Raw genomic sequence first — 25,854 nt, forward strand, 5'->3', positions numbered from 1 at the left:
GGGCTATCAGCGCGTGATTTGCCGCATGTAGAAGATCGTCTGGATCGTCGGCAGCACCTGCTGCAGCACACGGTTGAACTGCACCGAGCCGGCCGTGCTGACGTAGACGACGTCGAGCGGTTGAAGCGGGAAGCGGCTCGACAGCATCAGCGCATCGGGCTGCGTCATGTCGAGACGGAACACTTCGGGCTTCGTCGGGTTGTCGCGCATCCCGCGCATCACGTAGATCTTGCGCGGGTTCGCGTCGGTGTCGAGAATCCCGCCGCCCGCGGTCAGCGCATCGGCGATGGTCAGCCGGCCCTTGAGCATCGGCACCGTGACCGGCGTCTTGACCTCGCCCATGATGAACACGCGGCTGTCGCTGCGGTCCGGCACGTTGACGATGTCGCCCGGCTGCAGCATCACGTTCTGCTTCACCTCGCCGCGATCGAGCACGCCGTTCGCATCGAGCGTGTACAGCTTGCCGTCGCGCGTGAGCCGCACGCGCTGCAGGTCGGCCTCGGCGGTCGAGCCGCCCGAACGCGAGATCGCGTCGACGAGCGTGAGCGGCACGTCGCTCACCGCGAGCGGGCCCGGCTGCTTCACCTCGCCCGTCACCTGCACCTTCTGGCTGCGGAACGACAGCACGCGCACGTCGAGCTGCGGATTCTTCACGTAGCGCGACAGGCTCGACGCCATCTGGTCGCGGATCTGCGCGACCGTCTTGCCCGCCACGCGAATGCGGCCGACGAACGGGAAGAAGATCGTGCCGTCGGAGGACACGGTCTGGCCGTACGGATCGGCCTGACCCGGCAGCGCGGTCGTATACGGCTGCTGCAGCGCGCCCGCGACCGATTGCGTCGTGTTGCCGCCGCTCGAGAACGACTGGCCCTGCGGCGTCGTCAGCTCCGGGTGGTCCCACACGGTGACGCCGAGAATGTCCTGCGGGCCGACGCGATACGTGTACTGCGACGGATCGGTATAGCGCCCGGGCGGCAGCGGATGGTCGACCTGCGCTTTCTGCAGCTGATCCATCACCACTTTGGCGTCGATGTAATGAACCGGATAGGTTTCGGCCGCTTCCTGCCGGCCTTCGTCCTTCAGGTTCGACGAGTCGAGGTAGTTGCCGGGCGCGGTCGCGCAGGCCGACAGGAATGTCGTCAGCGCGACGGCGAGCGCCAGCGGGCGCATGGGACGTTTCAGCATAGTTTTTGCAGCCATCCTTGAACCAGACGTTCGATCAATGAGTAGCTCTCGCGATAGTCGGCCTCGGGGCCGCCATGCGGATCCGTGATCTCGGCGTCCTCCCACTTGCCCAGCAGGTGGACCTTGCCGCGCGCGAATGGATCGACCGTTTCGACGGCCTTGATCTGATCGCGCTCGCTGACGAGAATCAGGTCGGCGTCGCGCACGATCCGGCGCGACAGCCGCCGCGAGCGATGGGTCGTCGCATCGACGCCCCGCTCGGCGAGCAGTTGCCGCATCACCGGATCGATGCCGTCGCCGTCGTTCGCGTACACGCCGGCCGAATGAAACGTCGGGCGCGGGCCGCCGCGCGACGCGGCATGCGACTTGAACAGCATTTCCGCCGCCGGGCTGCGGCAGACGTTCGCATGGCAGACGATCAGGATGTTCCGGAACATGGCGTCTCGTAACGAGTAACGAAAAACGGGTTACGCGCTGGCGCGCGCGGCGCCCGGCACGCGGGCGGCGACGGCCTGGCGCGAGCCCGGCCGGCCGATCGGGTGATACTCGATGCCCTGCTCGCTCATCGTCTCCGGCTCGTACAGGTTGCGGCCGTCGAAGATCACGGGCGTCTTCCACAGGCGGCCGAGCGCGACGAAGTCGGGGCTCTTGAACGCCTTCCATTCGGTGACGATCACGAGCGCGTCGGCGTCTCGCGCGGCCTGCGCCTCGTCGTCGACGAAGGTGAGACGCTCGAGCCAGCTCGGGTGATCGGCGAGATCGAGCGCGATCACGCGGCGCGCTTCCTGCTGCGCGACCGGGTCGTAGGCCGCGACGCGCGCGCCGCGCGACAGCAGCTCGGCGATCAGCTCGCGGCTCGGCGCCTCGCGCATGTCGTCGGTGTTCGGCTTGAACGCGAGGCCCCACAGCGCGAACGTGCGGCCGCTCAGGTCCTCGCCGAAACGCGCGACGATCTTGTCGGCGAGCACGCGCTTTTGCGTCGCGTTGACCGACGACACCGCCTTCAGGATCTGCAGCGACTGGCCGTGCTCGTCGGCCGTGCGGATCAGCGCCTCGACGTCCTTCGGGAAGCACGAGCCGCCGTAGCCGCAGCCGGCGTACAGGAAGTGGTAGCCGATGCGCGGATCGGAGCCGATCCCGCGGCGCACGGCCTCGATGTCCGCGCCGAAGCGGTCGGCGAGGTTCGCCAGTTCGTTCATGAACGAGATGCGCGTCGCGAGCATCGCGTTCGCCGCGTATTTCGTGAACTCGGCCGAACGCACGTCCATGTACAGCGTGCGCTCGTGATTGCGGTTGAACGGCGCGTAGAGCTTCTTCATCAGCTCGCGGGCGCGCTCGCCCGGCACGTCGTCGTCGCAGCCGATCACGATGCGGTCCGGCCGCGTGAAATCGTCGACGGCCGCGCCTTCCTTCAGGAATTCCGGATTCGACACGACCGAGAACATCTGCTCGCCGCCGCGCTTCGCGAGCTCCTCGGCGACCGCCGCGCGCACGCGCTCGGCCGTGCCGACCGGCACCGTCGACTTGTCGACGATCACCTTGAAGCCGGTCATGTAGCGGCCGATGTTGCGCGCCGCCGCGAGCACGTATTGCAGGTCGGCCGAGCCGTCCTCGTCGGGCGGCGTGCCGACCGCGATGAACTGCACGTCGCCGTGCGCGACCGCGGCCTCGATGTCGGTCGAGAAGCGCAGGCGGCCGGCCGACCGGTTGCGCGCGATGACTTCCTTCAGGCCCGGCTCGTGGATCGGCACGCCGCCGTTGTTCAGGATGTCGATCTTCGCCTGGTCGACGTCGAGACAGAACACGTCGTGCCCGATGTCGGCGAGACAGGCGCCGGTGACAAGCCCTACGTAACCGCTGCCGATGATAGTCAGATTCATGATGTGTCGGACCCCTTGACCAATGATTCGAAATTCGGAAAAACCGGAATGCCTGCGTGACGCGGCGCGTCGGTGTCAGTACGCGTTGCTGCCGGTGAAGCCTTTCCACAGCGTCAGCACGACGATCTTGATGTCGAGCCAGAACGACCAGTTCTGCATGTAGTACAGATCGAGCTTCACGCGCCCCATCATCTTCTCGATCTGATCGGTCTCGCCGCGAAAGCCGTTGATCTGCGCCCACCCGGTGATGCCGGGCTTGATCCGGTAGCGGAACATGTAGCCCTTGACCAGATCCTTGTAGATGTCGTCGTGCGCGAGCGCATGCGGGCGCGGGCCCACCACCGACATCTCGCCCTTCAGCACGTTGATGAACTGCGGCAGTTCGTCGAGGCTCGTGCGCCGCAGGAACCGGCCGACCGGCGTCACGCGCGAGTCGTTCTTCGTTGCCTGCGTGACCTGCCCGGCCACTTCCTCGTGCACCTTCATCGAGCGAAACTTGTAGATCTCGAACTCGTGCCCGTCGATGCCCTTGCGCTTCTGCCGAAAAAACACCGGCCCGCGCGAGGTCAGCTTGATCAGGGCCGCGATCAGCACCATCACCGGGGCGAGCGCCGTGAGCGCCGCCAGCGCGAACAGCCGGTCGAACACGAACTTCGGCAGGATCCGCACGTCGGTGATCGGCGACGCCGCGAGGTTGATCGCCGGCACGCCGAGCACCTCGACCACTTCCTGGTTGAAGAACGACAGCGTGCGCACGTCCGGAATGAAGCGGATGTTCACGAAGTCGTGGCGGAACACCGTCACGATCTGGTGAATCCGGCGCTCCTCCGTGATCGGCAGCGTGAGCCACAGCTCGCTGATCGCGCGGCTGCGCACCAGCCACACCAGCGATTCGAACTGCCGCTCGATACGCACGTCGTCGAGCGCGACTTCGCCCGGCGCCTCGCTTTCGTCGTACACGCACACCGGGTTGAAGCCGGCTTCCGGCCGCGCCCGCATCTGCGCGATCAGCCGCCGCGCCGCCGGCGTGCCGCCGACGATCGCGACCGCCTTCAAGTTGTAGCCGCCGCGGCGCAATTGCCGCAGCACCACGTGCACGCAGGCTTTCGAGCCGGCGAGCAGCGCCGTCGTCGTGAGCGCCCAGTAACCCAGCCACAGCCGCGACAGGTCGCCCGACTGGTGAAAGCTGAAACTCATCAGGATGCCCGCGAGCTCGACCGCGAGCCACGCGAACGCAACGCGGACCACCAGCCCGACGAGACGCTTGCCGCGCCACGACTGGTAGATGCCGACGGCCGGAAAGAACACGACGACCAGCAGGCAGTCGAACAGCACCGTCGTGCGCTGCAGGTCGCCGAGCCCGATGCTGCCGTCGTGCAATACGGCCGCGATCAGCGCGCCCGTCACGACCATCGCGATATCGATGACTCTCGCCAGCACGCTCAACATGTCTGTTTCCTCTTCTTTGAACAGGCGTTTGCCGAACAGCGCCTTGTGCAGCCCGTGCCGCACATTCGATTCAAACGTTGCATGACGCTATTGAAGCGACAAGAAAATTCCTCCTCAAGCGCACAAGTATTTCGAAAAATAATCGGAAATTCTTGCCGCGATCTTTTTTAATTAAATCGGCAGGTTTTCCCGAATCGGTCGTGAAATGGGATTTTTTCGGAATCGTTACGCTTGCCGGGCGCCCTTTGCGGGCGGCCATGTCCGGCCAGCGCCCGGAATTATTTTTTATTTTTTTATTTGCGGCCGGTGCTATCGCGGAAAATTCTCCCGGATCAATGCCTGGCGGATATTCGGCATTGGGTCCGGTTTTATTGTCGATTTACTTCATGCTACAACGACAGGCACTGACTTCAACCGTGGAGAGTGTCATCATGAATGCTCCGGCAGTGGCCGCCGAAACGCGCCATTCTTCTTCCGCCGCACCCGCCGCCGGCACGCCCGGCGCCGGTATGCGTCTCGCCGTACAGCCCGTGATTCTCGCCGGCGGTTCCGGCACGCGCCTGTGGCCGATGTCGCGCGAGCGCTTTCCGAAACAGCTGATCGGCCTGCTCGGCGATCACTCGCTGCTGCAGTCCACCGCGCTGCGCCTCGACGGCCTGACGGCCGATCACCCGCTCAACGACGAGGTGCTGATCGTCTGCGGGGAGGATCACCGCTTCACGACCGCCGAACAACTGCGCCTGACGGCCAAGAACGCGACGATCATGCTCGAGCCGCTCGGTCGCGACACCGCGCCCGCGCTGACGCTCGCCGCGCTGCGGCTCGTCGCCGACGGCAACGACGCGGTGATGACCGTGATGCCCGCCGACCATGCGGTCGCGGACGTGCCGCGCTTTCACGCGGCCGTCGCGGCCGGCGTGCACTGCGCCGCGCAAGGCAAGATCGCGACGATGGGCATCGTGCCGAAGCACGCGGAAACCGGCTACGGCTACATCCGCGTCGGCGCGCCGCTCGGCGACGCCGGAACCGGCCCCCTCGACGTACGCCGCCTCGACCGTTTCGTCGAGAAGCCGCACCTCGAACTCGCGCAGCAGTACGTCGCGTCGGGCGAATACTGGTGGAACAGCGGGATCTTCATCGTGCGCGCGTCGGTCTGGCTGAAGGCGATCCGGCAACTCGAACCCGAGATCTACGCGGCCTGCGAACAGGCCGTCGCGCAGGGCAAGGAAGACGGCGATTTCTTCCGCGTCGATCGCGACGCATTCGCCGCGTCGCCGTCGAACTCGATCGACTACGCGGTGATGGAACCGCTCGCGAGCCTGCCGGAACTGTGCGAGAGCGTCGTCGTGCCGCTCGACGCGGGCTGGTCGGACGTCGGTTCGTGGGATGCGATCTGGCAGATCTCGCCGAAGGACGATACCGGCAACGTCGGCCGCGGCCACGTGCTGTTCGAAGGCGCCGAATCGACGTTCGCGCATTCGGAAAGCCGGCTCGTCGCCTGCGTCGGCACGCAGAACCTGGTCGTCGTCGAAACGCCCGACGCCGTGCTCGTCGCGGATAAATCGCGCGTGCAGGACGTGAAGAAAATCGTCGGGCGCATCAAGGCGCGGCAAGGCTCCGAAGCGACCGACCACCGCAAGGTGCATCGTCCTTGGGGCCACTACGACTCGGTCGACATGGGCGAGCGCTTCCAGGTGAAACGCATCGTCGTGAAGCCGGGCGCGCAACTGTCGCTGCAGATGCACCACCACCGCGCCGAGCACTGGATCGTCGTGCGCGGCACCGCGCGCATCACGCGCGGCGACGAAACGTTCCTGTTGTCCGAAAACGAATCGACGTACATCCCGCTCGGCGTGTCGCATCGCCTGGAAAACCCGGGCAAGATGCCGCTCGAGCTGATCGAAGTGCAGTCGGGCGCGTATCTCGGCGAGGACGACATCGTCCGCTTCGACGATACCTACGGCAGACAGTAACGCGTCATACCGTCATGCACCACAGGGCGCCGCTTCGACAGCGGCGCCCGGGCGAGGCAGACATGGAGACACTGGAGTTGCGCGCGGGCGTCGTGGCATACGACGGCCCGCGCGTTGCACGGGAACGGCGATCAGCCCACGCGGTACTCGTATTCGCGACGCTCCGACTGCACGGGATCGTTGCGGCTTTCCGACAACGCGCCCGCGCGACGCTCGGCGATGAAGCGCTTGATGTCCGATTCCGCGCGCGCCAGCGCCGACAGGCCGGCCAGCACTTCGCCTTGCGGCTCGCGCGCCGGCGCGTCGCTCGCACCGTGGCGATCGATCCACTGGCGCGCCCAGTCGAGCGCGTACTGCTCGGCTTCCTCGGCATCGGTGAAGCGCGGGCCGATCAGGCCCGAGCGTTCGACGCGGCGGTCGTCCTGCGAGATCTCGGCCCACGCGCGATACATCAGGTTCTGCACGGGCTGCGCGATGCCGCTGATCGTATAGCCGCGATACTCGTCGACCTGCGGCTCGGCCGCGGCGAAGCTCGCCGACGACGCCCGCACATGGCGCGGCTCCGTGCCCGGCGCGCCGGGCACCGTGAACGACACGTCGGCGCGGCCGTCCATCCGGTCGTCCGGCATCGTGCTCAGCGACGCACCCTCGCCCGCCCAAACGTTTGCCTGCGCAACAGGCAATTGCCACGACTCGGGGTTCTGCCAGAACACGCCGCGCAGACGGTCGTTGTCGGGCACGGGCTCCGCGCGGCGGGCCGGCACGACCGCCACCGGCGGCGGCGGAATATACGCGAACGTGCGCCCGCTGAACTGCGTCAGCACGTCGATCATCTTCAGCAGCGTGCCATTCGCAAGCCACTCCTCGTAGCGGCGGCGGCACGTCGGCCCGGACGGATAGCGACCGGGCAGCTTTGACCAGGCTTCCCCGGTCGTCAGGATCCACAGCACCGCGTTGGCGACGACGCGCGGTTCGGCGCGTGGACGCCCACGACGGTTCAGCCGGATGGGTTCATCGGCGATCAGCGCTGAAAGGCGAAACCACTCTTCATCGTTAAGCTCATCGAAGAACATAGTCGATCTCTCCACGCAGCCAGGCCGGGGCTGCGATTGGCGGCGCCGTCGCGACACATCGCGTCGCAGGGCGGCCAGGTTGCACATTATGGTTATCCGGCGTTGTGCATACCGGGCGACACCGCACTTTCACGGTGCCGCGATTCCCGGCAATGGCGCACAAATCGCGGTCTCACTCCAATGTGGGAATTTTTGTGCACGAAGCATACCATCCTCAGGGTTTATCTCAATATGACAATGACTTAATGTTACGCACTGAAACAACCTGCCATGGGCGGGCAATCCATTTACGCTTGAATTTTTTTGCGAGATCTTTATGCCGACGGCTGCAAAGGCCCGTCCAGCGGGGCTCCGCAGCGTCTGAAGAATGCTTGTAAACAGGCCGTTGCGGCCTGCTCCGACCCCTGCCGGCAACAATCGCCGGCATGGTTTCCCGGAATCGGTAAATCAGGGAAAAATTCGTAACAAGATATTCACGAATCGGTAAATCATTCGATTTGCAGTGAATCGAATTATCTCCATGCACAATCTTTTTATTGTTTCTCTGCGAGTAATGAAAACACACTGACGCATTGCGCCCAATGTGTCCCCGCATGCAAATCCGTCACGCTTGTTACATTTTCGGCGCAATAGACGTACGGCCCCGCCGCGACGTGTGCGGCGCGCCGGTTTCGGGTCGGAACGGAAAAGCCGGAGCCGCCGGGCGAAGCGTGCGCCGCCTCAGCGCAGATCGCCGGCCAGCGACGCGGCGACGTCCGCGTCGACGCGCTGCGGCGGCATCGTATAGGCCGGATGATCACAGCCGATCGACAGCGCAGCCCCGCCCTTGAGCGCGGCGCGCATCGGCGCATCGAACTCGAAGCGGACGAAGTGCACGGCCGACGTTTTCTCGGCGTTGTCGCGCTCGAGATCCTCGTCGGCGATCGCGTAGACGCTCGCGTGCCCGTCGACCTGCAGGTACACGCGATCCTCGACACCGATCAGCCGCGCGAGCGCCGCGCGCCGTTCGATCTCGTGCTCGTACTCGATCTGCATCGTCGCCTTCAGGTTGGTGCCGTCGGGCACCAGCGGCAGATACGCGTCGAGCTCCCCTTCGATGCCGGCTTCGTCGAAGATCTTCTCGATGTGCAGCATCTCGTGGATCTGGTAGCGGATCGTCGTCTCGTCCTCGAACAGGAACCGCAGGTGATTGCCGAGCGCCACCGCGCGGCGGCGCTTGTACGCGACGAGCCGCGCGTGTTCGGCCTTGCGGATCTTCGCGTACGCTTCGAGCGTCAGCAGGGAGTCGCGGGTCAGCGTCATGGGATGTCCTCGTGAGTCGGCCGCGGCGGCTCAGATGCCGTACGCGCGGCGCAGCAGCGTCAGCGGATGCGCGAGCGGCGCTTGCGGCAGCCCCTTCTCGCCGATGCCCTGCACGATGTGATGGCCGGCGAGTGCGCAGTCGGACGACACGACATCCGGCTGCGGCTCGGCCATCGCCTTGAACACGGGCGCGCCGATCCGCATCGCGTCCGCATGGAATGCCTTCTTTACGCCGAACGTGCCCGCGTGGCCCGAGCAGCGCTCGACGACGTTCACGCGCGTATCGGGCACGAGCGACAGCGCATCGGCCGTCTTGCGGCCGATGTTCTGCACGCGCGCATGGCACGGCACGTGATACGACACGGTGCCGAGGCCGGTTTTGAAATCGGTCTTCAGCAGCCCGTCGCGATGCCGCGCGATCACGTATTCGAACGGATCCCAGAACGCATCGGCCACCGCGCGCACGGCTGCGTCGCCGGGGAACATCAGCGGCAGCTCGCTCTTGTACATCAGCACGCAGCTCGGGATCGCGCCGATCAGCGCATAGCCTTCACGCGCGTAGCGTTCGAGCACCGGGATGTTGACGGCCTGCTTCGCGGCGACGCCCTCGAGATTGCCCTGCTCGAGCAGCGGCATCCCGCAGCACGCTTCGCGCGTGACGAGTTCGTACGGGATCTCGTTGTGCGCGAGAATCGCGAGCAGGTCGTGGCCGATGCCGGGCTCGTTGAAATTCACGTAGCACGTCGCGTAGATCGCGACCTTGCCGGGCGTGCGTTCGCCGTCGCGCACGGGCGAATCGTCCGAGCGCCGGGCGGCGCGCCGGAACGTGCGCGGCGCGAATTCCGGCAGCCATGCATGGCGATCGACGCCGAGCGCCGCTTCGAGCGCGTGGCGCGCGGGCGGCGTGCGGTTCACCGCGTTGACCGTCTGCGTGACGACCGGGATGCCCGCGAAATGGCCGAGCGCATCGGTATTGGACAGCACCTTGTCGCGCAGCGTCGCTTCGCCGCGCTTGTAACGCGCGGCCTTGCCGCGCAGCATCAGGTGCGGGAAGTCGACGTTCCATGCGTGCGGCGGCACGTACGGGCATTTCGTCATGTAGCAGAGGTCGCACAGATAGCACTGGTCGACGACCTTGCCGAACGCGGCCTTCGGCACTTCCTCGATGTCGCCCGTCGGCGTGTCGTCGACCAGGTCGAACAGCGCCGGAAACGCGCCGCACAGCGACACGCAGCGCCGGCATCCGGCGCAGATGTCGAAGACGCGCGTCATTTCCGCATCGATCGCGGCCTGGTCGTAGAACGCTTCGGACTGCCAGTCGAGCGGATGCCGGGTCGGGGCTTCGAGACTGCCTTCCTTGTGGGGCATGGGGCGCTCCCGCGTGGCGCGCATGTGCGCGCACCGCCCGCGCGGTGCGGGCGGCGATGAACGAACAGCCGGCCGCGTGCCGGTCGCGCGGCGCTGCCGTGCGGCCGGCCGGCGGCCCGTCAGTCGACGAGACTGTCCAGCGCCTTCGTGTAGCGGTTCGCGTGGCTGCGTTCGGCCTTCGCGAGCGTCTCGAACCAGTTCGCGATTTCGTCGAAACCTTCGTCGCGCGCGGTCTTCGCCATGCCCGGATACATGTCGGTGTATTCGTGCGTTTCACCGGCGATCGCCGATTCGAGATTCAGCCGCGACGAACCGAACGGCAAACCCGTGGCCGGATCGCCGACGGCTTCCAGGTATTCGAGATGGCCGTGCGCATGGCCGGTTTCGCCTTCGGCGGTCGAGCGGAACAGCGCAGCGACGTCGTTCTGCCCCTCGACGTCGGCCTTCGAAGCGAAATACAGATAGCGCCGATTCGCCTGCGATTCGCCCGCGAATGCGGCCTTCAGGTTCTCTTCGGTTTTGCTGCCCTTGAGTTGAGCCATTTGCGCCTCCGTTCGAGTCGGCGCGGCCGCGTATGACGCCGGGCCGATCAGATATGTGGGGAACGATGCGTGTGCCGGGTGCGCATCGTGCTCTTCAATCTAGGCGCTCGCGCTCGCATCCCCCAATAGGCTTTTTCAATGCGGACGATAGTGTCGGGGCGCAACGCGGCGAATGGCCGGAAGACTGGCGCCGCGGGCACCGCGATCGTCATGCGCCAGGCATCACGCATCCATCGCGCGCCTGAGCAGCAGTTCGCGCTCACGCTCGTTGCGCGTCAGTTCCGCCGCGCGGCGGAACTCCAGCTTGGCCTCGTCGGCGCGGCCGAGCTTCGCGAGCAGATCGCCGCGCACGCTCGGCAGCCAGTGATAGCGCGCAAGCGCCGGATCGTCGCGCAGCACGTCGACGAGTTCGAGCGCTGCGGCCGGCCCGAACGCCATCCCCACCGCGACCGCGCGATTCAGCTCGACGACCGGCGACGGCGCGACTTCGGCGAGCGCGTCATACAGTGCGACGATCTGCGCCCAGTCCGTGTCCGAAGCGTGCCGCGCCCGCGCGTGGCACGCGGCGAGCGCGGCCTGCAGCGCATACGGTCCGCGCACGCCGCCGAGCTTCGTCGCCCGCTCCAGCGCCGCGAGGCCGCGCCGGATCAGCAACGGATCCCAGCGGCTGCGGTCCTGGTCGAGCAGCAGCACGGGCCGGCCCTGCGCGTCGACGCGTGCATGCATGCGCGACGCCTGCAGCTCCATCAGCGCGACGAGCCCGAGCACTTCGCTTTCGTCCGGCGCGAGCCCGGCCAGCACGCGGCCGAGCCGCAACGCCTCGTCGCATAGCGACGGACGCATCCAGTCGTCGCCCGCCGTCGCCGCATGGCCTTCGTTGAACACGAGGTAGATCACTTCGAGCACCGAGGCGAGCCGCGCGGGCCGCGCATCGGCGGCCGGCACCTCGAACGGCACGTGCGCCGCCGCGAGCGTGCGCTTCGCGCGCACGATCCGCTGCGCGATCGTCGGCTCGGGCGTCAGGAACGCCCGGGCGATCTCGCCCGTCGTCAGCCCGCCGAGCAGCCGCAGCGTCAGCGCGACGCGCGCGTCGGTCGACAGCACCGGGTGGCACGACGTGAAGATCAGCCGCAGCAGGTCGTCGCCGATGTCGTCGTCGCGCGCGTCGGCGAGTGCATCCGCGATATCGGGGACGACATGCGCGTCGAGCGCGTCCATCTCGTGACCAAGCTGGTCGCGCTTCGCCGCATGAAGCGACTCCTGCCGGACCCGGTCGAGCGCGCGACGCTTCACGGCCGTCATCAGCCAGGCGGCCGGATTGTCGGGCACGCCGTCGACGGGCCAGTGCTCGAGCGCGGCGACGAGCGTGTCCTGCGCCAGTTCCTCGGCCACGCCGACGTCGCGCACCACGCGCGCGGCGCGCGCGATGATCTTCGGCGCCTCGATTCGCCAGACCGCTTCGATCGCACGATGAGTCGCCTCATGCGTCACGACGCCTGCCCCTGGGCGGACGCATCCAGCGGCATGGCCATCAGTTCCCACGTGTGGCCGTCCGGATCGGTGAACCCGTGGCCGTACATGTTCGGGTACTCGCGCGGCGCCTGCGGCGCGGTCCCGCCGGCCGCCAGCGCTTTCGCGACGATCGCGTCGACTTCGGCGCGGCTGTCGCACGACAGGCACGACAACACCTGGATGTGCGTCGCCGGATCGATGATGGTCTTGTCGGTGAAGGTCTGGAAAAACGGCCGCACGAGGAGCATCGCGAAGATCGTGTCGCTGATCCGGATGCAGGCGGCCTGATCGTTGGTATAGGCCGGCACGACCTCGAAGCCGAGCGCCTGATAGAACGTCTTCGCGCGCGGCAAGTCGGCTACCGGCAGATTGATGAAAACCATCTTGTGCATGACGGGGTGCTCCCAGTGAGGGTGGATTCAGGCGTGGCTACGGCCGACGTGGAGATCGCGGAACCGCTCGACCGCCTCGCTCGGCGTGAGGTCGTCGAGCTCGAACAGCGGCCGCACCTCGATCTCGCAATCGAGCTCGGCGCCGAACGGCGCGGGGAACCGGCGCGTCCATTCGAGCGCTTCGTCGCGCGAACGCACCTGGATCAGCGTATAGCCGGCGATCAGTTCCTTCGTTTCGGCGAACGGGCCGTCGATCACCGTGCCCTTGCCGCCCGTATAGCGCACGCGCCAGCCGTGGGCACTCGGCCTCAGGCCGTTGGCGTCGAGCAGCACGCCGGCCTTCGCCAGTTCCTCGTGATAGACCGTCATGGCCTCGACCAGCCGGTTGTCCGGCAACGCGTCGGATTCGCTGACGGCGTTCGCCCGGATCATGATCATGAATCGCATCGTTCACTCCTTGTCGTCGGTGGATGGCGGCGCCCGTTCCGCGGCGCCTTACCCGGACGACGGGCGGAAGACGGCCGGATCGACACGCGCCACGACGAATCAGGGTAAATACCGAGTCGTGATGCTCACAGGAAGCACGGGCCGACCGCGCGCACTTCGACCGTGCACCATTGCGCGGCCGGGCACTGGCGCGCGATCTCGATCGCTTCTTCGCGCGTGTCGACGTCGACGAGGAAGAAGCCTCCGATCATCTCCTTCGCCTCCGCGAACGGGCCGTCGAGCAGGCGCGTCTCGCCGTCGCGCACCTGCACGCGCGTGCCGCGCTCGGACCGCTCCAGCGACTCGACGCCGCGCAGCACGCCGCGCGCCTTCAACGACTCGGCGAAATCGACCATCCGCGCGTAGAGCGCCTGACCTTCGTCGAGCGTGCGCTCGGCGCGCTGTTCGGTCGGTTCGACAATCAACAGCATGTAAGACATGGATTTCTCCTGTGGGGACGGGGTGCTGCGGCATGCGCCGGGTGAGCGGCATGCGACGCTCGATGCGAAAGCGTAACAGCCGCGGGGCGGCTTGCCGCATCGTTGGCCAACCGGCACTGGCCGGACGGCCATTTCGGCCGCAGCCTGACATTTTGCCTTCAAGATGCGGTCCCGAACTGTCGGATTCTCATCCCGTGGACCGTCTCATGTCACGCCCGCTCCCCCTGTTTGCCGTTGCGCTGCTCGTGGCGTTGTCCGTCGTGCTCTGCGCGCCCCTCTTCGCCCGGCTGGCCGCCGCACCGCCGCTCAGCAGCGGCTGCGGCGGCGCGGCCACGGCGATTACCGAGATCCGCCGCGCCGGCCGGCCGTCGCCGCTCGCCGGGCAAACGACGTCGATCGAAGCGGTCGTCACCGCGGCGTTCGGCGGCGCCGACGGCCTGGGCGGCTTCTTCGTCCAGCAGGCCGACGCGCAGCGGCAACGCCGGCCGGGCGTTTCGGAAGGCCTGTTCGTCCACGCGCCGAGCGCGCGCGCCGAACCCGGCGATCTCGTGCATCTGACCGGCAGGGTCGACGAGCAATACGGCCGCACGCAGTTCACGCTGTCAGGCCGCGTGACCGTGTGTGCGCGCGGGCAGACGGTCACGCCGGCGGTGCTCGCGCTGCCGGTCTCGTCGCCCGCCGTCCTGGCCGCGCACGAAGCCATGCGCGTACGCCTGCCGCAAACGCTGACGGTCAGCGATACCCACGAACTCGGCCGCTACGGCAGCATCGTGCTGAGCAACGGCCGGCTGCGCGTACCGACCCAGGTCGCGCTGCCGGCCGACGCTGCCGCGCAGGCGGCAGCCAACGCGCTGAACCGCATCGTGCTCGACGACGGTTCGAGCCGCCGCGACCCGGCGACCGTCCGCTATCCGCCGCCCGCGCTGAGCGCCGCCAACACGCTGCGCGCGGGCTACACGGTACGCGGCGTCGAAGGCGTGCTCGAGTTGCGCTACGGCGCATGGCGGCTGCAACCGGTGGCCGGCACGCCACCGGTATTCGACGCCGCCGCGAACCCGCGTACCGCGGCACCGGCCCGGCATCCCGATGCCGACGTGCGCGTCGTATCGTTCAATGTCTTCAATTATTTCAACGGCGACGGCCGTGGCGGCGGATTCGGCGCGCCGGCCGACCGCGGCGCGAAAACGCCTGCCGCGTTCGCGCGGCAGGAAGCGAAGATCGTCGCGGCGTTGCGCGCGCTGCGCGCCGACGTGATCGGACTGATGGAAATCGCGAACAACGGCCACGGCGACGCGAGCGCCGCGAGGCGTCTCGCCGCGCAACTCGGCGACGGCTGGCGCGCGGTCGATCCCGGCACCGCGCGGCTGGGCCGCGATGCGATCGCGGTCGCGCTGCTGTACGACAGCCGCACGGTCGAGCCGGTCGGGCGCGCCGCCACCGTCGCACTCGGCGGCCGGCACCGCCCGCCGCTCGCGCGGACGTTCCGGCGCATCGGCGGCACGCGCGCGTTCACGGTCGCGGTCAATCACCTGAAGTCGAAGAACTGCCCGCATGCGAGCGGCGCCGATCTCGACCAGTCCGACGGCCAGGGCTGCTGGAATGCGGCGCGTACCGAGGCGGCCGCGCGCGTCGCCGACTGGCTCGCCACCTCGCCGACGGGCATCGCGGCCAATGGCGTGCTGCTGATCGGCGACCTGAACAGTTATGCGAAGGAAGACCCGGTGCGCGCGCTGGAAGCGCGCGGCTACGCGAACCTGGTTGCGCGCTTCGTCGGCGATGCTGCGTACAGCTACGTATTTCGCGGCGAAGCCGGCAGTCTCGACCATGCGCTTGCCACGCCGCCCCTCGCCGCGCGCGTGAAGGCCGTGCAGATCTGGCACATCAACGCGGATGAACCGCTCGTCCTGCAACCCGTGCCCGATTACAAAACGTCCGCGCGACGGTCGGCTTATTACGCGCCCGACGCCTACCGCTCGTCGGACCACGATCCCGTCGTCATCGACGTCGCGCTGGACGGCAGCGGGGTGCAATCGGCTCCGGGCACGAATCGTGCGCCTCGATCCGGTGTGGATTAGTGCAATTGCATCAGTACGCGACCTGCAACGGCACTATTTACCTGATGGGCCGGCAACGCCATATTTACCGGGCCTTCACTGCGATCCGCTGCTCGACATGCTGCCTCGTCCGAGACGCGAAATTTTTTCAACCACCGCCCCGCCCCGCGTGACGGGGCTTTCCGGCGATCCCGCCGACGAATTGAAAATTTGTCTCGAAACTCGGGCGGATCAAGTGAATCACACTAGTTGCTGGGATTCGTCTTATCTTCAAATTAGCCTGGAATCAAAGGAGGATAAACACCATGGCGCTTACCGACTCGATCGAACACAAGCTCGACCGCGGCTTGTCCGACATCCGCCGCACCGGCCGACGCGTTGGCCGTACGACCCGCTCCGCCGCCCGCGATCTGCAAACCGACGTGAGCGACGATCTGCGCGGGCTGGTCGATGAACTGGAAGATTTGCTGAAAAACGATGGCGATGGCGATATCGCCGCGTTGCGCAAGCGCATCCAATCCCGGATCGACGAAGCGCGCGGCGCGCTCGACTACGCATCGGGCAGCGCGGCCGCCCGGCTGCGCGATTCGGCCGAACGCATGTCGCAGGTCGTGCACGAGAATCCGTGGCAGACCGCCGGCGTCGTCGCTGGCCTCGCGTTCGTCGCAGGGCTGCTCCTTTCCCGCCGTTGAACGGGGCTACCGGCACCGCCGCCCGCCCCGCTGCCCGCACCGTCCGTCCTCAATCAGACAACGAAGGAGAAACCGCCATGCAGAAATCCCTCGCCATGAAAGCCGCCGCTGCCGTGATGCTCGGCAGCCTCGCCCTCGCCGGTTGCACGACCACGTCCGACAAACCCGATAGCGCGGCGGCCAGTGCGTCGAAACGCCAGTCGATCGACGCCAGCGTGAATGCAACGCTGTCGCGCCTGTATTCGACGGTCCCGGGCTCGCGCGATCTGGTCTCGAAAGCACGCGGCGTCCTCGTGTTCCCGAACGTGCTGCAGGCCGGCTTCATCGTCGGCGCCCAGTCCGGCAACGGCGCGCTGCGCGTCGGCGGCAGTACCGTCGGCTACTACAACACGTCGTCGCTGTCGGTCGGGCTGCAGGCCGGCGCGCAGTCGAAGGCGGTCGTGTTCCTGTTCATGACGCAGGATGCGCTCGACTCGTTCCGCAAGTCGGAAGGCTGGTCGGCCGGCGCCGACGCGTCGGTCGCGGTCGTGAAGGTCGGCGCGAACGGCGCGGTCGACACCACCACGGCCACCGCACCGGTGGAAGTGCTGGTCCTGACCAACGCGGGCCTGATGGGTGACCTGTCGGTGAACGGCACGAAGGTCACCAAGCTCCACATCTGACGACGCGGCACGCGGCCTCGCGCCGCGTTCGCTTCCCGGCAGCGCCGCGGCCCCGGCCGCGGCGTTTTCGCATGTGTCTCACGCAGCGGCTATGATGGCGGCACCTTTGCGGGCATACTCCGCATGGGCCGCCCCGCCGCGCATTTGGCCGCGAACCCGTGACGTTCGCGAACCGATCGCGCACAGGGCAACGCGATTCAATCAAACCACGCATCAATCTGCGCGAATGTCTCCCATGGATAGCGGACAAGACCACCAAAAATTTTTATATTTCCTGCTGTTCGCGGTCACCGTCGGACTCTGCTGGATCCTCGCACCGTTCTTCGGCGCCGTGTTCTGGGGCACCATTCTCGCGATCCTGTTCCAGCCCGTGCAGCGCTGGCTGGCCGCGCGCTTCGGCAAGCGGCGCAATCTGGCCGCGCTCGTCACGTTGTCGTTGATCATCCTGATCGTGATCCTGCCGCTCGTGTTCGTCGCCGGGACGCTCGTGCAGGAAATCGCGTACGTGTACCAGGAAATCAAGACCGCGCAGCCGAACTATTCGCAGTACTTCCAGGACATCATTCACGCACTGCCGTCGTCGATCCAGCATCTGCTGCAGAAATACGGGCTGACCAACATCCCGGGCATCCAGAAGAAGCTGACAGACGGCGCCGCGCAGATCAGCCAGTTCGCGGCCACCCAGGCGCTCAGCATCGGCCAGAACACGTTCCAGTTCATCGTGAGCTTCGGCGTGATGCTGTACATGGTGTTCTTCCTGCTGCGCGACGGCGGCGAGATCGGCCGCCGCGTGCGCCGCGCGCTGCCGCTCGACGACGAGCACAAGAACCTGCTGCTCGCGAAATTCACGACGGTCGTGCGCGCGACCGTGAAGGGCAACATCGCGGTCGCGCTCGTGCAGGGTGCGCTCGGCGGCCTGATCTTCTGGATCCTCGGGATCGAGGGCGTCGTGCTGTGGGGGGCGTTGATGGCGTTCCTGTCGCTGCTGCCCGCGATCGGCGCGGGCCTCGTGTGGGTGCCGGCCGCGCTCTACCTCCTGATGATCGGCGCGGTCTGGAAATGCGTGATCCTCGTCGTGTTCTGCGTCGGCGTGATCGGCCTCGTCGACAACCTGCTGCGCCCGATCCTCGTCGGCAAGGACACGAAGATGCCCGACTGGGTCGTGCTGATCTCGACGCTCGGCGGGATGGCCTTGTTCGGCATCAACGGCTTCGTGATCGGGCCGCTCGTCGCCGCGCTGTTCATGGCGAGCTGGGATATCTACGCGCGCGCCGAACAGGGCGAATGACGCGCGGCCGGCCGCCGGCGATCCGCACGCATGCGGAAAGCGCCGATCAAGGATGACGGATATGGATCACGACGGGCGCCGCGGCGCCCGTTGCTTCATCCGCCGCGACCGTCATCACGCCGCCGTACGGCCCGACGCGATGAACCCGGCCCGGCGCCAGCCGCACGCTTCGTTCGTCGCGCGCATCGCGCCACGTCACACGCACCGCCGCGCCGCCGTCCGACGCGAACGGCGCGCCGTCGGGCCCGACCAGCGCCACCTGCGCACCGGCCAGATGCCGGCCATGCGCATCGAACCGGAGCGTGGCCGTTGCCGCGCCGTCGGCCGCCGCCAGCGCGTCGATCTGCACGCCCGCCGGCGCATCGAGCGTCACGTCGTAGAGATCGACGAGCGAACCGGTGAACCGCACGACGCCATCCGGCGTGGGCTGTCCAGCCGCCATCGCGTTCGGCATTGCATTCGACATCGCGAGTACGACACCGAGCCCGAACACCATCCTCCGCACGACTGCGGCGCCCACTGCCGTGGCCGTGGCCGTGGCCGTGGCCGTGGCGGTTGCCGTTGCCGATCGCTTCGCGTTGTCGCGCATGTTCCCTCTCCTCTGCCGCGTTACCGGAAAAACAGGCGGCGTGACGCGTCGGTCACGCCGCCTGTGTACTGGCAATCACTGTAGGGAGAGCGGCCCGGACAATATATGGGACAAGTCCTAAACTTCAGCCGGATGGATCGAACTCAGCGCGGTCGACACGGCCGCGCGGCCCGACGCGACCGATGTCGCATGCCCGTCACGCGTCCGGATCGACGCGCAGCACGAGCTTGCCGCGATGGTCGCCGTCGAACAGGCGGTTCAGCACGTCGGGCGCGTTTTCGAGACCGTCGGCCACGGTTTCCTCGGCCTTGAGGCGGCCGTCGCGCAGCCAGCCCGCGAGCGTCTGCACGGCTTCGCGGCTCTTGCGGTAGTCGAGGATCAGGAAGCCGCGCATCGTCAGCCGCTTCGAGATCAGCACGCCGACGTCGTCGGCCGCGCGGCCGCTGTTGTAGTTCGAGATCACGCCGCACAGCGCGACGCGTCCGCCGATCACCATCCGCGACAGCACCGCGCGCATCACCTCGCCGCCGACGTTCTCGAAGTTCACGTGCACGCCGTCCGGCGTCGCCGCCTTCAGTTGCTGGCGGAAATCGTCGGCCTTGTAGTCGACGGCCGCGTCGAAATCGAGCGTCTCGGTCAGGTAGCGGCACTTGTCCGCGCCGCCCGCGATGCCGACCACCCGTGCGCCGTGGATCTTGCCGATCTGCCCGGCGATCGAGCCGACCGAGCCGGCCGCCGCCGACACGACGAGCGTTTCGCCCGGCTGCACCGGCGCGATGTCGGTCAGCCCGTAGTACGCGGTCAGCCCGCTCATCCCGCATGCGCCGAGCAGCGTCGGCAGCGGCAGGCCCGACTGCGCGGGCAGCTTCACGAGCTGCGCGGCCTGCTCGGCCGGCACGACCGCATAGTCCTGCCAGCCGACGAGCCCCTGCACGAGATCGCCTTCCGCGAAACCCGCATGGCGCGACGCGACCACGCGGCCGATACCGAGCGCGCGCATCACCTCGCCGATCGCGACGGGCGGCAGGTACTGCGGCACGTCGCTCATCCATACGCGGTTGGTCGGGTCCATCGACAGATACAGCACGCGCGCGAGCACCTCGCCGTCGGCGAGCGCCGGCACCGGCGTCTCGACGAGCGAGAAGTGTTCGCGGCCGACCCGCCCTTCCGGGCGCGTCTTCAGCAGCAGCTGGCGATTCACGGGTGTCGACATGATGTTCTCCTCCAATCGTTATGGTTCGGGATACGCGTCAGACCGCGCACATGCCGCCGTCGATCACGAGTTCGGCGGCCGTCACGAAGCGGCTCTCGTCGGACGCCAGATACACGGCCGCGTGCGCGACGTCGTCCGGCTCGCCGAGCCGGCGCAGCGGAATGCCGCGCGCGAGCTTGCGCGTCGCGTCGCGTTCGCCGAGCGACTGGAACAGCGGCTCGACGATCCCCGTGCGGATGAACGCCGGGTGAATCGAATTGCAGCGCACGTCGATCTCGCGGCGCGCGCAGTCGATCGCGACCGACTTCGTCAGCGACGCGACCGCCGCCTTCGACGTGTTGTACGCGGTGAAGTCCGGTTCGACCTTGAACGCCGCGACCGACGAAATGTTGATGATCGACGCGGGATGGCTCTCGGCCAGATACGACAGCGCATGCTTGCAGCCGAGCATGATGCTCTCGACGTTGACCGCCATCACGCGCCGCCATTCGTCCAGCTCGATTTGCGCGGGCGAGCCGATCGAGCCGACGCCCGCGTTGTTGACCAGCACCGACAGCCCGCCCATCGCATCGGTCGCCTGCGCGAGCAGCGCCTGCCAGCGCGCTTCGTCGCGCACGTCCTGGGTTGCGGCGAACGCGACCGGCGTCGCATGGCCCGCGTTGAGTTCCTGCGCGAACGCATCGAGCACCGCCGCTTCCGCGATGTCGGTCAGGAACACGCGCGCGCCCTGCTCGACCATCCGGCGCGCGATCGCACGGCCGAGGCCGCCCGCGGCGCCCGTGATGTAGGCGCACTTGCCGGCGAGGCGCGGAAAAACGATTGTCATGTGACCTCCTCCTGTCGTGAATCGTCGTCGCGGAACGCTGCCGCGACGGGGTTGCCGTGCATCTTCCAGCCGACGTGTGCCGGTCGCGGGTGTGCCGACATGGCGACGCAACGCACGGTTCCCGCGAGTATATCGAGATAACCTGGACGCACGCCGAACCGGCCGGGCGGCTTGCCCGCGGTGAAACGACAGCCAGCGTACGCGAATGCCGCCAATCGATGAAATGAATATTCGTTATGCCCAGTCATAGGCGTCGTTCATGACTTGCACGTGCCGGCGCCCATGCGCAAACCGCTCGGCGCGGCCCGTCGGATGGGCTGCGTCGGCTAGTCGATTAGCGGGAAAACGGGTGTTGCGTTGCGCACGGGGAAGAACGCAATCGGGAAGAGGATCCGGCGTGGAATCGTGCGACCCGCCGGAAAGCGCCGGACGAACGCCGAGGCAAGAAGGCGCCAGGCAGGCGGCGCCGGAGCGTCCGCCGTCGGCGACCGTCAGAATCCGTCGCCCGACGGCGCGCGCACGAATGCGCAGAGTTGCGGCGAATGCGTGTCGATCATCTGCTGGAACGGCGCACGGTGCCCGTACGCGATGCCCGACACGAGCAGCAGGCAGACGGCCGCGACGCGCGGCGAGAACGCGCGCTGCCGCGCGCCGTCGTAGCCGCGCAGGAACACCAGCGCGACCAGCGCGCCGAGCATCCAGCCGACGACGACTTCCGGCACGGTGTGCGAATGATCGAACACGCGCGCGACGGCCGTGATCGCGCCGACGGCCAGCCCGGCCGCGATACCGGGCGCCTTGCCCGGCCGGAACGCCTGCCACAGCATCGACAGCGCGACTGTCCACACGGACGTCGACAGCATCGTATGGCCGCTGATCACGCGGAAATCGAACTGGGGCAACTCGATGCCGCATCCGGCATACAGGATCTTCGTGGCGCCGACGACGCCCATGGCGGCGGCCAGCAGCACGCCCCAGCGGGCGGCGAGGCGCCAGTCGGTCAGCGCGAGCCATGCCGCGCAGGTCAGCGCGATCGGCAAGGTCAGCGCGGCATCGCCGATGTTGCTGATTTCACTCCACATGACGGACTTCGGGGACGATCGAAAGGCCGCAGTTTACCGCATGCGCGCGGCGCACCTGTGTCAGCCTGTGACAGGCTGTATCAACCCGCGACACCGGTAATCAACAGCAGGTTCGTGCCGGTGATCACGGCGAACAGCGCCCAGGCGACCACCTGCATCCCGCGCCCGATCGCATGTTCGCCCATCGTGCCGCGGTCGCTGACCGAGCGGATCAGCGGCCACATCGCGAACGGCAACTGCAGGCTCAGCAGCACCTGGCTCCACACGAGCAGTTGCCCGACCGAGCCGTCGCCGAGCCACAGCACGCCGATCAGCGCCGGCACGAGCGCGAGCCCGCGCGTGATCAGTCGACGCTGGTAGCACGGGATCTTCGTATGCAGGAAACCGTCCATGATGACCTGGCCGGCGATCGTGCCGGTCAGCGTCGAGCTTTGCCCCGACGCGAGCAGCGCGATACCGAACAACAGCGCGGCCGCGCCGCCCGCGATCGGCGTGATCAGCCGGTACGCCTGCTCGATGTCGGTCACGTTGTGCTGGCCGGTCGCATGGAATGCCGCGCCCGCGACGACGAGGATCGCCGCATTGACGAGCATCGCGACGAACAGCGACACGATGGTATCGATGCGCACGATGGCGAGCGTGTCGCGGATCACGCCGCGCGCGCCGCCGACCACGTGCCGCGTCTGCACGACCGACGAATGCAGGTACAGGTTGTGCGGCATGATCGTCGCGCCGACGATGCCGAGCGCGAGCACGATCGCATCCTTGCGGTCGTGACCGGGATCGCCCGGCACGAGCCCGCCCACCACCGCATGCCAGTCGGGCGGCGTGATCGCCACCTGCGCGACGAAGCAGAACGCCATCGTCGCGATCAGCCCGAGCACGATCGCCTCGATCTGCCGGACCCCCTTGCCCTGCAGGCCGAGCACGATCACCGTGTCGAGCGCGGTCAGCACGACGCCCCACGCGAGCGGCACGCCGAGCAGCAGCTTGAACGCGAGCGCGCAGCCGAGCACTTCCGCGATGTCGCACGCGATGATCGACACTTCGGCGGTGATCCACTGCACGACGCGGCCAAGGCGGCCGTAACGGTCGTAGCTGGCTTGCGCGAGATCCTTGCCCGCGACGAGGCCGAGCCGCGCCGCGAGCATCTGCAGGAAGATCGCCGCGAGGCTCGAGAACGCGACGACCCACAGCAACGAATAGCCGAACTGCGAGCCGGCCTGGATATCGGTCGCCCAGTTGCCGGGATCCATGTAGCCGATCGCGACCAGCAGGCCGGGGCCGAAAAAACGCCTGAGCTTCTGCCAGCGCGGCGCGGCGGCGTCGATCGTGATGCTGCCCTTTACTTCCGACGGGCAGAAAGGGGCGGTGGCGGTGGTGGGGAGGAAGGGCATGGAAACCGGGAATCGAGATCGCGACACGACGATTCTACGGGTATCCGGCCCGTTTTTCCGCGCTCTGTCACGCACGCGTCGCAACACGCGGCGGCGCGCCCGTCGTTCGAATCGGGCGACGCCGCGCCGTGCGCGAGGATTTTTTCCCGTTCGGTGACGCGAAATTCGGTAGGCGACATCAACAGGCGCTGGCGAAACAGCTTCGCGAGCCGCTCGCCGCTGCCGAGCCCGGTGCGCCGCGCGACCTTGTCGGCCGGCAGCGTCGTATGGATCAGCATGTGGCACGCACGTTCGAGCCGCACGTGCTGGACGAACTCGGTCGGCGTCACGCCGATTTCCTTCTTGAAGCGCCGCAGGAAATTGCGCTCGCTCATCGCGGCCGCGTGCGCGGCGTTCGCAATCGAGATGCGGTTCACGCTCTGCGCGCGCAGCCGCTGCGCGGACATCCGGATCGACGGGCTCGCGCTCAGTTCGCGGAACGCCCACATCGACTGCACGTAGCGCTGCTCGACCGGCCGCATCATGTTGCTGGCGATCTCCTGCGCGGCGCCGTCGCCGAGGTCGGCGCGGAACATGTCGAGCGCGGCGGCGAACACGTCGGTCTCGCCGGGCCGCGATTCGATCGTCGTGGCGGCGGCGCGCCCGGCCCTGCCCGGCCGCACGTCGATCGACGACGACGGCCGCCGCGTGGCGGCGAGCGCGGGCAGATCCATCGCGTCGACGATCCAGCGCGCATGCTGACGAATGTCGGCCAGGCGTCGCTGCAATGCGTCGTCCCAGTTGACGGCCGCGCGGTCGCCATGAAGATGAAAGAACGCGAGCGCACGGCGGCTGTGTTCGTCGCCGAGCGGATCGGCCGCGATTCTCACGCCAGACGACGACTGCAACAGCCCCCCGCTTTCGGACACGTACTTAAGCTGGTAATCCACGCCGTATCCATGCAGGCGATTCGCCAGATTGAAGGCCTCGCCGAGACGCGCGGCCTGGGCCAACGAAAACCCCGTACTCAAATAGATAACGACCCACCGCTGATCTGCTGCATTCACTGGCCAAGCCCCCGACTTGTTCGACTTCTTCTAATACCGTCGAACTGTCAGGCTTATATTTGGTTTGAATGCGTGCGACAGGACGGCTATCCCGAAATATGAAGCGACGGCATCTTAGCCGAACGGGTAGTGCCTTTGGCGCGAAATGGCCGACGGGGACAGCATGATGGCGGATTACTACAGGCTGCCGCGCACCGCCGGTATGCCGACATGGAATCGCGTATGCGATACGGTAGATTATTGCGACGGTCATGCTTAATGACGTGCGTGTTCGATGGCGTTGCGCAGCGGTCAAGCGGACGCTCGCGTATCGGCGCGAACGGCATCGACACGCATCGACATCCATCGAACAGGAGCGAGCGCCGCGTATGCCGACCCGCGCATCCGTTGCCCGCGCATCCTTTAGAATCGATCCGTCCTTCACCACGCCGCCCGCGCTCCGTGCCCGCCGATCACCGTCTCGACCTGAACCTGTTCCGCGTGTTCGACGCCGTCTACGTGCACGGCGGCATAGGTGCGGCCGCCCGCGCGCTGCATCTGACGCAGCCGGCCGTCACGCATGCGCTCAACCGGCTGCGCGCGCATTTCGACGATCCGCTGTTCGTGCGCCAGGGCAACCGCATCGTGCCGACCGAGCGCACGCGCGCGATCATCGCGGACGTGCAGCTCCACCTCGCCGGCCTGCAACGCACCGCGCGCGACCCGGCGGCGTTCGATCCGGCGACGCTCGACCTGAGCATCGCGGTCGGCATCCGCGACGTGCTCGAATCGATCGCGCTGCCGCAGATCGTCGCCGCGTTCGCGGACGAAGCGCCGGGCCTGCGCTTCGTAAGCCGCCGCGTCGCGGTGCACGACATCGAGCGCGAACTTGCGTCGGGCAACCTCGATCTCGCGGTCGATCGCCGCGTGCAGACCGGCCCGCGCATCGCGACCGAACACCTGCTCGACGATTCGCTGGTCGTCGCGATGCGGCACGATCATCCGCTGACGAGCGGCCCGCTGCGGCGCGGCGACTATTTCGCCGCCCGGCACGTCGCGGTGTCGTCGCACGGCGAACCGCAATCGCTCGACGTGCTGCTCGGCAACGACGGACGCTTGCGTCATATCCAGCTCGTCTGCCAGCACTATTTCGCCGCATGTCAGATCGCCGCGGCGGGCAATCTGCTGCTGACGCTGCCGCGCACGTATGCACTGCGCATGGCCGCGATGCTGCCGATCGCCGTGCAGCCGCTGCCGCTGCGGCTGAAGCCGTTTCCGCTGCTCGCGTACTGGCACGAATCGCGCGAAACCGACCGTGCGCACCAGTGGGTGCGCGAACGCGTCGCGGCGCTCGTGCGCCGGAGTGCCGGCGTCAGGGCCGACTGATTGCGTCGAACGTCGTCGCAACACGCTGCGCCCGCGCT

Annotated in this window: 24 protein-coding genes; 6 read left to right on the plus strand and 18 right to left on the minus strand. The window is 67.4% G+C overall.

Going from position 1 to position 25,854, the window contains the following annotated elements:
- Positions 1 to 6: 6 nt before the first annotated feature.
- From HWX09_RS07110 to HWX09_RS07125, 4 genes are all read right to left on the minus strand, one after another.
- The gene (locus HWX09_RS07110) at positions 7 to 1,185 is read right to left on the minus strand and encodes a polysaccharide biosynthesis/export family protein (RefSeq protein WP_027782507.1); all 1,179 of its coding nucleotides are present in this window, start codon (positions 1,183 to 1,185) and stop codon (positions 7 to 9) included.
- Complete coding sequence (locus HWX09_RS07115) at positions 1,179 to 1,622, minus strand: low molecular weight protein-tyrosine-phosphatase (RefSeq protein WP_027782506.1); 444 nt, start codon at positions 1,620 to 1,622, stop codon at positions 1,179 to 1,181. Before HWX09_RS07115 ends, HWX09_RS07110 begins: the two co-directional genes overlap by 7 nt.
- A gap of 30 nt (positions 1,623 to 1,652) precedes the next feature.
- On the minus strand, positions 1,653 to 3,065 hold the full coding sequence (locus tag HWX09_RS07120) for a UDP-glucose/GDP-mannose dehydrogenase family protein (RefSeq protein ID WP_027782505.1): 1,413 nt from the start codon (positions 3,063 to 3,065) through the stop codon (positions 1,653 to 1,655).
- A 75-nt stretch (positions 3,066 to 3,140) separates the two neighbouring features.
- Entirely contained in the window at positions 3,141 to 4,514 is a 1,374-nt protein-coding gene (locus tag HWX09_RS07125; RefSeq protein WP_027782504.1) for an undecaprenyl-phosphate glucose phosphotransferase, read from the minus strand.
- 431 nt (positions 4,515 to 4,945) lie between these two features.
- Between HWX09_RS07125 and HWX09_RS07130 the strand changes: the two genes are divergently transcribed.
- Positions 4,946 to 6,487, plus strand: a complete 1,542-nt coding sequence (locus HWX09_RS07130; RefSeq protein WP_027782503.1) for a mannose-1-phosphate guanylyltransferase/mannose-6-phosphate isomerase — start codon at positions 4,946 to 4,948, stop codon at positions 6,485 to 6,487.
- Between the two features lie 131 nt (positions 6,488 to 6,618).
- Here HWX09_RS07130 and HWX09_RS07135 read toward each other — a convergent pair whose 3' ends face one another.
- The 8 genes from HWX09_RS07135 to HWX09_RS07170 all read right to left on the minus strand — a co-directional run bounded on the left by HWX09_RS07135 (position 6,619) and on the right by HWX09_RS07170 (position 13,602).
- Positions 6,619 to 7,560, minus strand: a complete 942-nt coding sequence (locus HWX09_RS07135; protein WP_027782502.1) for a DUF6566 family protein — start codon at positions 7,558 to 7,560, stop codon at positions 6,619 to 6,621.
- Positions 7,561 to 8,280: 720 nt separating this feature from the next.
- Positions 8,281 to 8,862, minus strand: coding sequence for a DUF3501 family protein (locus HWX09_RS07140; protein ID WP_027782501.1), 582 nt, complete (start codon positions 8,860 to 8,862; stop codon positions 8,281 to 8,283).
- A 30-nt stretch (positions 8,863 to 8,892) separates the two neighbouring features.
- Positions 8,893 to 10,230: a heterodisulfide reductase-related iron-sulfur binding cluster gene (locus HWX09_RS07145; protein ID WP_027782500.1), complete on the minus strand. Its 1,338-nt coding sequence runs from the start codon at positions 10,228 to 10,230 to the stop codon at positions 8,893 to 8,895.
- Between the two features lie 119 nt (positions 10,231 to 10,349).
- The gene (locus HWX09_RS07150) at positions 10,350 to 10,772 is read right to left on the minus strand and encodes a rubrerythrin family protein (protein WP_006497294.1); all 423 of its coding nucleotides are present in this window, start codon (positions 10,770 to 10,772) and stop codon (positions 10,350 to 10,352) included.
- A 222-nt stretch (positions 10,773 to 10,994) separates the two neighbouring features.
- Positions 10,995 to 12,263 (minus strand): DUF6596 domain-containing protein, encoded by a 1,269-nt coding sequence (locus HWX09_RS07155; RefSeq protein WP_027782499.1) that lies wholly within the window; start codon positions 12,261 to 12,263, stop codon positions 10,995 to 10,997.
- The gene (locus tag HWX09_RS07160) at positions 12,260 to 12,676 is read right to left on the minus strand and encodes a VOC family protein (RefSeq protein ID WP_027782498.1); all 417 of its coding nucleotides are present in this window, start codon (positions 12,674 to 12,676) and stop codon (positions 12,260 to 12,262) included. Before HWX09_RS07160 ends, HWX09_RS07155 begins: the two co-directional genes overlap by 4 nt.
- A gap of 27 nt (positions 12,677 to 12,703) precedes the next feature.
- Positions 12,704 to 13,123 carry a YciI family protein gene (locus HWX09_RS07165; RefSeq protein ID WP_027782497.1) on the minus strand — a complete coding sequence of 140 codons (420 nt, stop codon included), beginning with the start codon at positions 13,121 to 13,123 and terminating at the stop codon, positions 12,704 to 12,706.
- Positions 13,124 to 13,248: 125 nt separating this feature from the next.
- A complete protein-coding gene (locus HWX09_RS07170) occupies positions 13,249 to 13,602 on the minus strand; it encodes a YciI family protein (RefSeq protein ID WP_027782496.1) in 354 nt (117 codons plus the stop codon).
- Positions 13,603 to 13,808: 206 nt separating this feature from the next.
- On the opposite strand from HWX09_RS07170, the gene HWX09_RS07175 reads away from it, so the two are divergent.
- The 4 genes from HWX09_RS07175 to HWX09_RS07190 all read left to right on the plus strand — a co-directional run bounded on the left by HWX09_RS07175 (position 13,809) and on the right by HWX09_RS07190 (position 18,298).
- Positions 13,809 to 15,677 (plus strand): ExeM/NucH family extracellular endonuclease, encoded by a 1,869-nt coding sequence (locus HWX09_RS07175; RefSeq protein ID WP_027782495.1) that lies wholly within the window; start codon positions 13,809 to 13,811, stop codon positions 15,675 to 15,677.
- A 284-nt stretch (positions 15,678 to 15,961) separates the two neighbouring features.
- Positions 15,962 to 16,348 (plus strand): DUF883 family protein, encoded by a 387-nt coding sequence (locus HWX09_RS07180; protein WP_027782494.1) that lies wholly within the window; start codon positions 15,962 to 15,964, stop codon positions 16,346 to 16,348.
- 77 nt (positions 16,349 to 16,425) lie between these two features.
- Complete coding sequence (locus HWX09_RS07185; RefSeq protein ID WP_027782493.1) at positions 16,426 to 17,010, plus strand: YSC84-related protein; 585 nt, start codon at positions 16,426 to 16,428, stop codon at positions 17,008 to 17,010.
- 235 nt (positions 17,011 to 17,245) lie between these two features.
- Positions 17,246 to 18,298, plus strand: coding sequence for an AI-2E family transporter (locus tag HWX09_RS07190; protein WP_027782492.1), 1,053 nt, complete (start codon positions 17,246 to 17,248; stop codon positions 18,296 to 18,298).
- A 46-nt stretch (positions 18,299 to 18,344) separates the two neighbouring features.
- Here the strand turns inward: HWX09_RS07190 and HWX09_RS07195 are convergent, their stop codons facing one another.
- The 6 genes from HWX09_RS07195 to HWX09_RS07220 form a co-directional block, all read right to left on the minus strand.
- Positions 18,345 to 18,887 carry a hypothetical protein gene (locus HWX09_RS07195; RefSeq protein WP_027782491.1) on the minus strand — a complete coding sequence of 181 codons (543 nt, stop codon included), beginning with the start codon at positions 18,885 to 18,887 and terminating at the stop codon, positions 18,345 to 18,347.
- Positions 18,888 to 19,083: 196 nt separating this feature from the next.
- A complete protein-coding gene (locus HWX09_RS07200; protein ID WP_027782490.1) occupies positions 19,084 to 20,100 on the minus strand; it encodes an NADP-dependent oxidoreductase in 1,017 nt (338 codons plus the stop codon).
- Positions 20,101 to 20,137: 37 nt separating this feature from the next.
- A complete protein-coding gene (locus HWX09_RS07205; protein WP_027782489.1) occupies positions 20,138 to 20,926 on the minus strand; it encodes an SDR family oxidoreductase in 789 nt (262 codons plus the stop codon).
- A gap of 491 nt (positions 20,927 to 21,417) precedes the next feature.
- Positions 21,418 to 22,008, minus strand: coding sequence for a phosphatase PAP2 family protein (locus tag HWX09_RS07210; RefSeq protein ID WP_027782488.1), 591 nt, complete (start codon positions 22,006 to 22,008; stop codon positions 21,418 to 21,420).
- An 80-nt stretch (positions 22,009 to 22,088) separates the two neighbouring features.
- Positions 22,089 to 23,405: an Nramp family divalent metal transporter gene (locus HWX09_RS07215; RefSeq protein ID WP_027782487.1), complete on the minus strand. Its 1,317-nt coding sequence runs from the start codon at positions 23,403 to 23,405 to the stop codon at positions 22,089 to 22,091.
- A complete protein-coding gene (locus HWX09_RS07220; protein ID WP_034185270.1) occupies positions 23,354 to 24,397 on the minus strand; it encodes a helix-turn-helix domain-containing protein in 1,044 nt (347 codons plus the stop codon). Before HWX09_RS07220 ends, HWX09_RS07215 begins: the two co-directional genes overlap by 52 nt.
- A gap of 495 nt (positions 24,398 to 24,892) precedes the next feature.
- Between HWX09_RS07220 and HWX09_RS07225 the strand changes: the two genes are divergently transcribed.
- Positions 24,893 to 25,816, plus strand: coding sequence for a LysR family transcriptional regulator (locus tag HWX09_RS07225; protein ID WP_027782485.1), 924 nt, complete (start codon positions 24,893 to 24,895; stop codon positions 25,814 to 25,816).
- Positions 25,817 to 25,854: the final 38 nt, after the last annotated feature.

Origin of the sequence: Burkholderia sp. BCC1208, from assembly GCF_902833095.1 — a bacterium.
Classification (GTDB): Bacteria; Pseudomonadota; Gammaproteobacteria; order Burkholderiales; family Burkholderiaceae; genus Burkholderia.

Bases quoted from the DNA above. Each gene is read 5' to 3' on its own strand.
- HWX09_RS07160 (WP_027782498.1), bottom strand. From the start codon at position 12,676: ATGCACAAGATGGTTTTCATCAATCTGCCGGTAGCCGACTTGCCGCGC.
- HWX09_RS07180 (WP_027782494.1), top strand. From the start codon at position 15,962: ATGGCGCTTACCGACTCGATCGAACACAAGCTCGACCGCGGCTTGTCC.
- HWX09_RS07175 (WP_027782495.1), top strand. From the start codon at position 13,809: ATGTCACGCCCGCTCCCCCTGTTTGCCGTTGCGCTGCTCGTGGCGTTG.
- HWX09_RS07140 (WP_027782501.1), bottom strand. From the start codon at position 8,862: ATGACGCTGACCCGCGACTCCCTGCTGACGCTCGAAGCGTACGCGAAG.
- HWX09_RS07190 (WP_027782492.1), top strand. From the start codon at position 17,246: ATGGATAGCGGACAAGACCACCAAAAATTTTTATATTTCCTGCTGTTC.
- HWX09_RS07120 (WP_027782505.1), bottom strand. From the start codon at position 3,065: ATGAATCTGACTATCATCGGCAGCGGTTACGTAGGGCTTGTCACCGGC.
- HWX09_RS07125 (WP_027782504.1), bottom strand. From the start codon at position 4,514: ATGTTGAGCGTGCTGGCGAGAGTCATCGATATCGCGATGGTCGTGACG.
- HWX09_RS07205 (WP_027782489.1), bottom strand. From the start codon at position 20,926: ATGACAATCGTTTTTCCGCGCCTCGCCGGCAAGTGCGCCTACATCACG.
- HWX09_RS07150 (WP_006497294.1), bottom strand. From the start codon at position 10,772: ATGGCTCAACTCAAGGGCAGCAAAACCGAAGAGAACCTGAAGGCCGCA.
- HWX09_RS07115 (WP_027782506.1), bottom strand. From the start codon at position 1,622: ATGTTCCGGAACATCCTGATCGTCTGCCATGCGAACGTCTGCCGCAGC.
- HWX09_RS07170 (WP_027782496.1), bottom strand. From the start codon at position 13,602: ATGTCTTACATGCTGTTGATTGTCGAACCGACCGAACAGCGCGCCGAG.
- HWX09_RS07110 (WP_027782507.1), bottom strand. From the start codon at position 1,185: ATGCTGAAACGTCCCATGCGCCCGCTGGCGCTCGCCGTCGCGCTGACG.
- HWX09_RS07200 (WP_027782490.1), bottom strand. From the start codon at position 20,100: ATGTCGACACCCGTGAATCGCCAGCTGCTGCTGAAGACGCGCCCGGAA.
- HWX09_RS07210 (WP_027782488.1), bottom strand. From the start codon at position 22,008: ATGTGGAGTGAAATCAGCAACATCGGCGATGCCGCGCTGACCTTGCCG.
- HWX09_RS07130 (WP_027782503.1), top strand. From the start codon at position 4,946: ATGAATGCTCCGGCAGTGGCCGCCGAAACGCGCCATTCTTCTTCCGCC.
- HWX09_RS07215 (WP_027782487.1), bottom strand. From the start codon at position 23,405: ATGCCCTTCCTCCCCACCACCGCCACCGCCCCTTTCTGCCCGTCGGAA.
- HWX09_RS07185 (WP_027782493.1), top strand. From the start codon at position 16,426: ATGCAGAAATCCCTCGCCATGAAAGCCGCCGCTGCCGTGATGCTCGGC.
- HWX09_RS07165 (WP_027782497.1), bottom strand. From the start codon at position 13,123: ATGCGATTCATGATCATGATCCGGGCGAACGCCGTCAGCGAATCCGAC.
- HWX09_RS07145 (WP_027782500.1), bottom strand. From the start codon at position 10,230: ATGCCCCACAAGGAAGGCAGTCTCGAAGCCCCGACCCGGCATCCGCTC.
- HWX09_RS07135 (WP_027782502.1), bottom strand. From the start codon at position 7,560: ATGTTCTTCGATGAGCTTAACGATGAAGAGTGGTTTCGCCTTTCAGCG.
- HWX09_RS07195 (WP_027782491.1), bottom strand. From the start codon at position 18,887: ATGCGCGACAACGCGAAGCGATCGGCAACGGCAACCGCCACGGCCACG.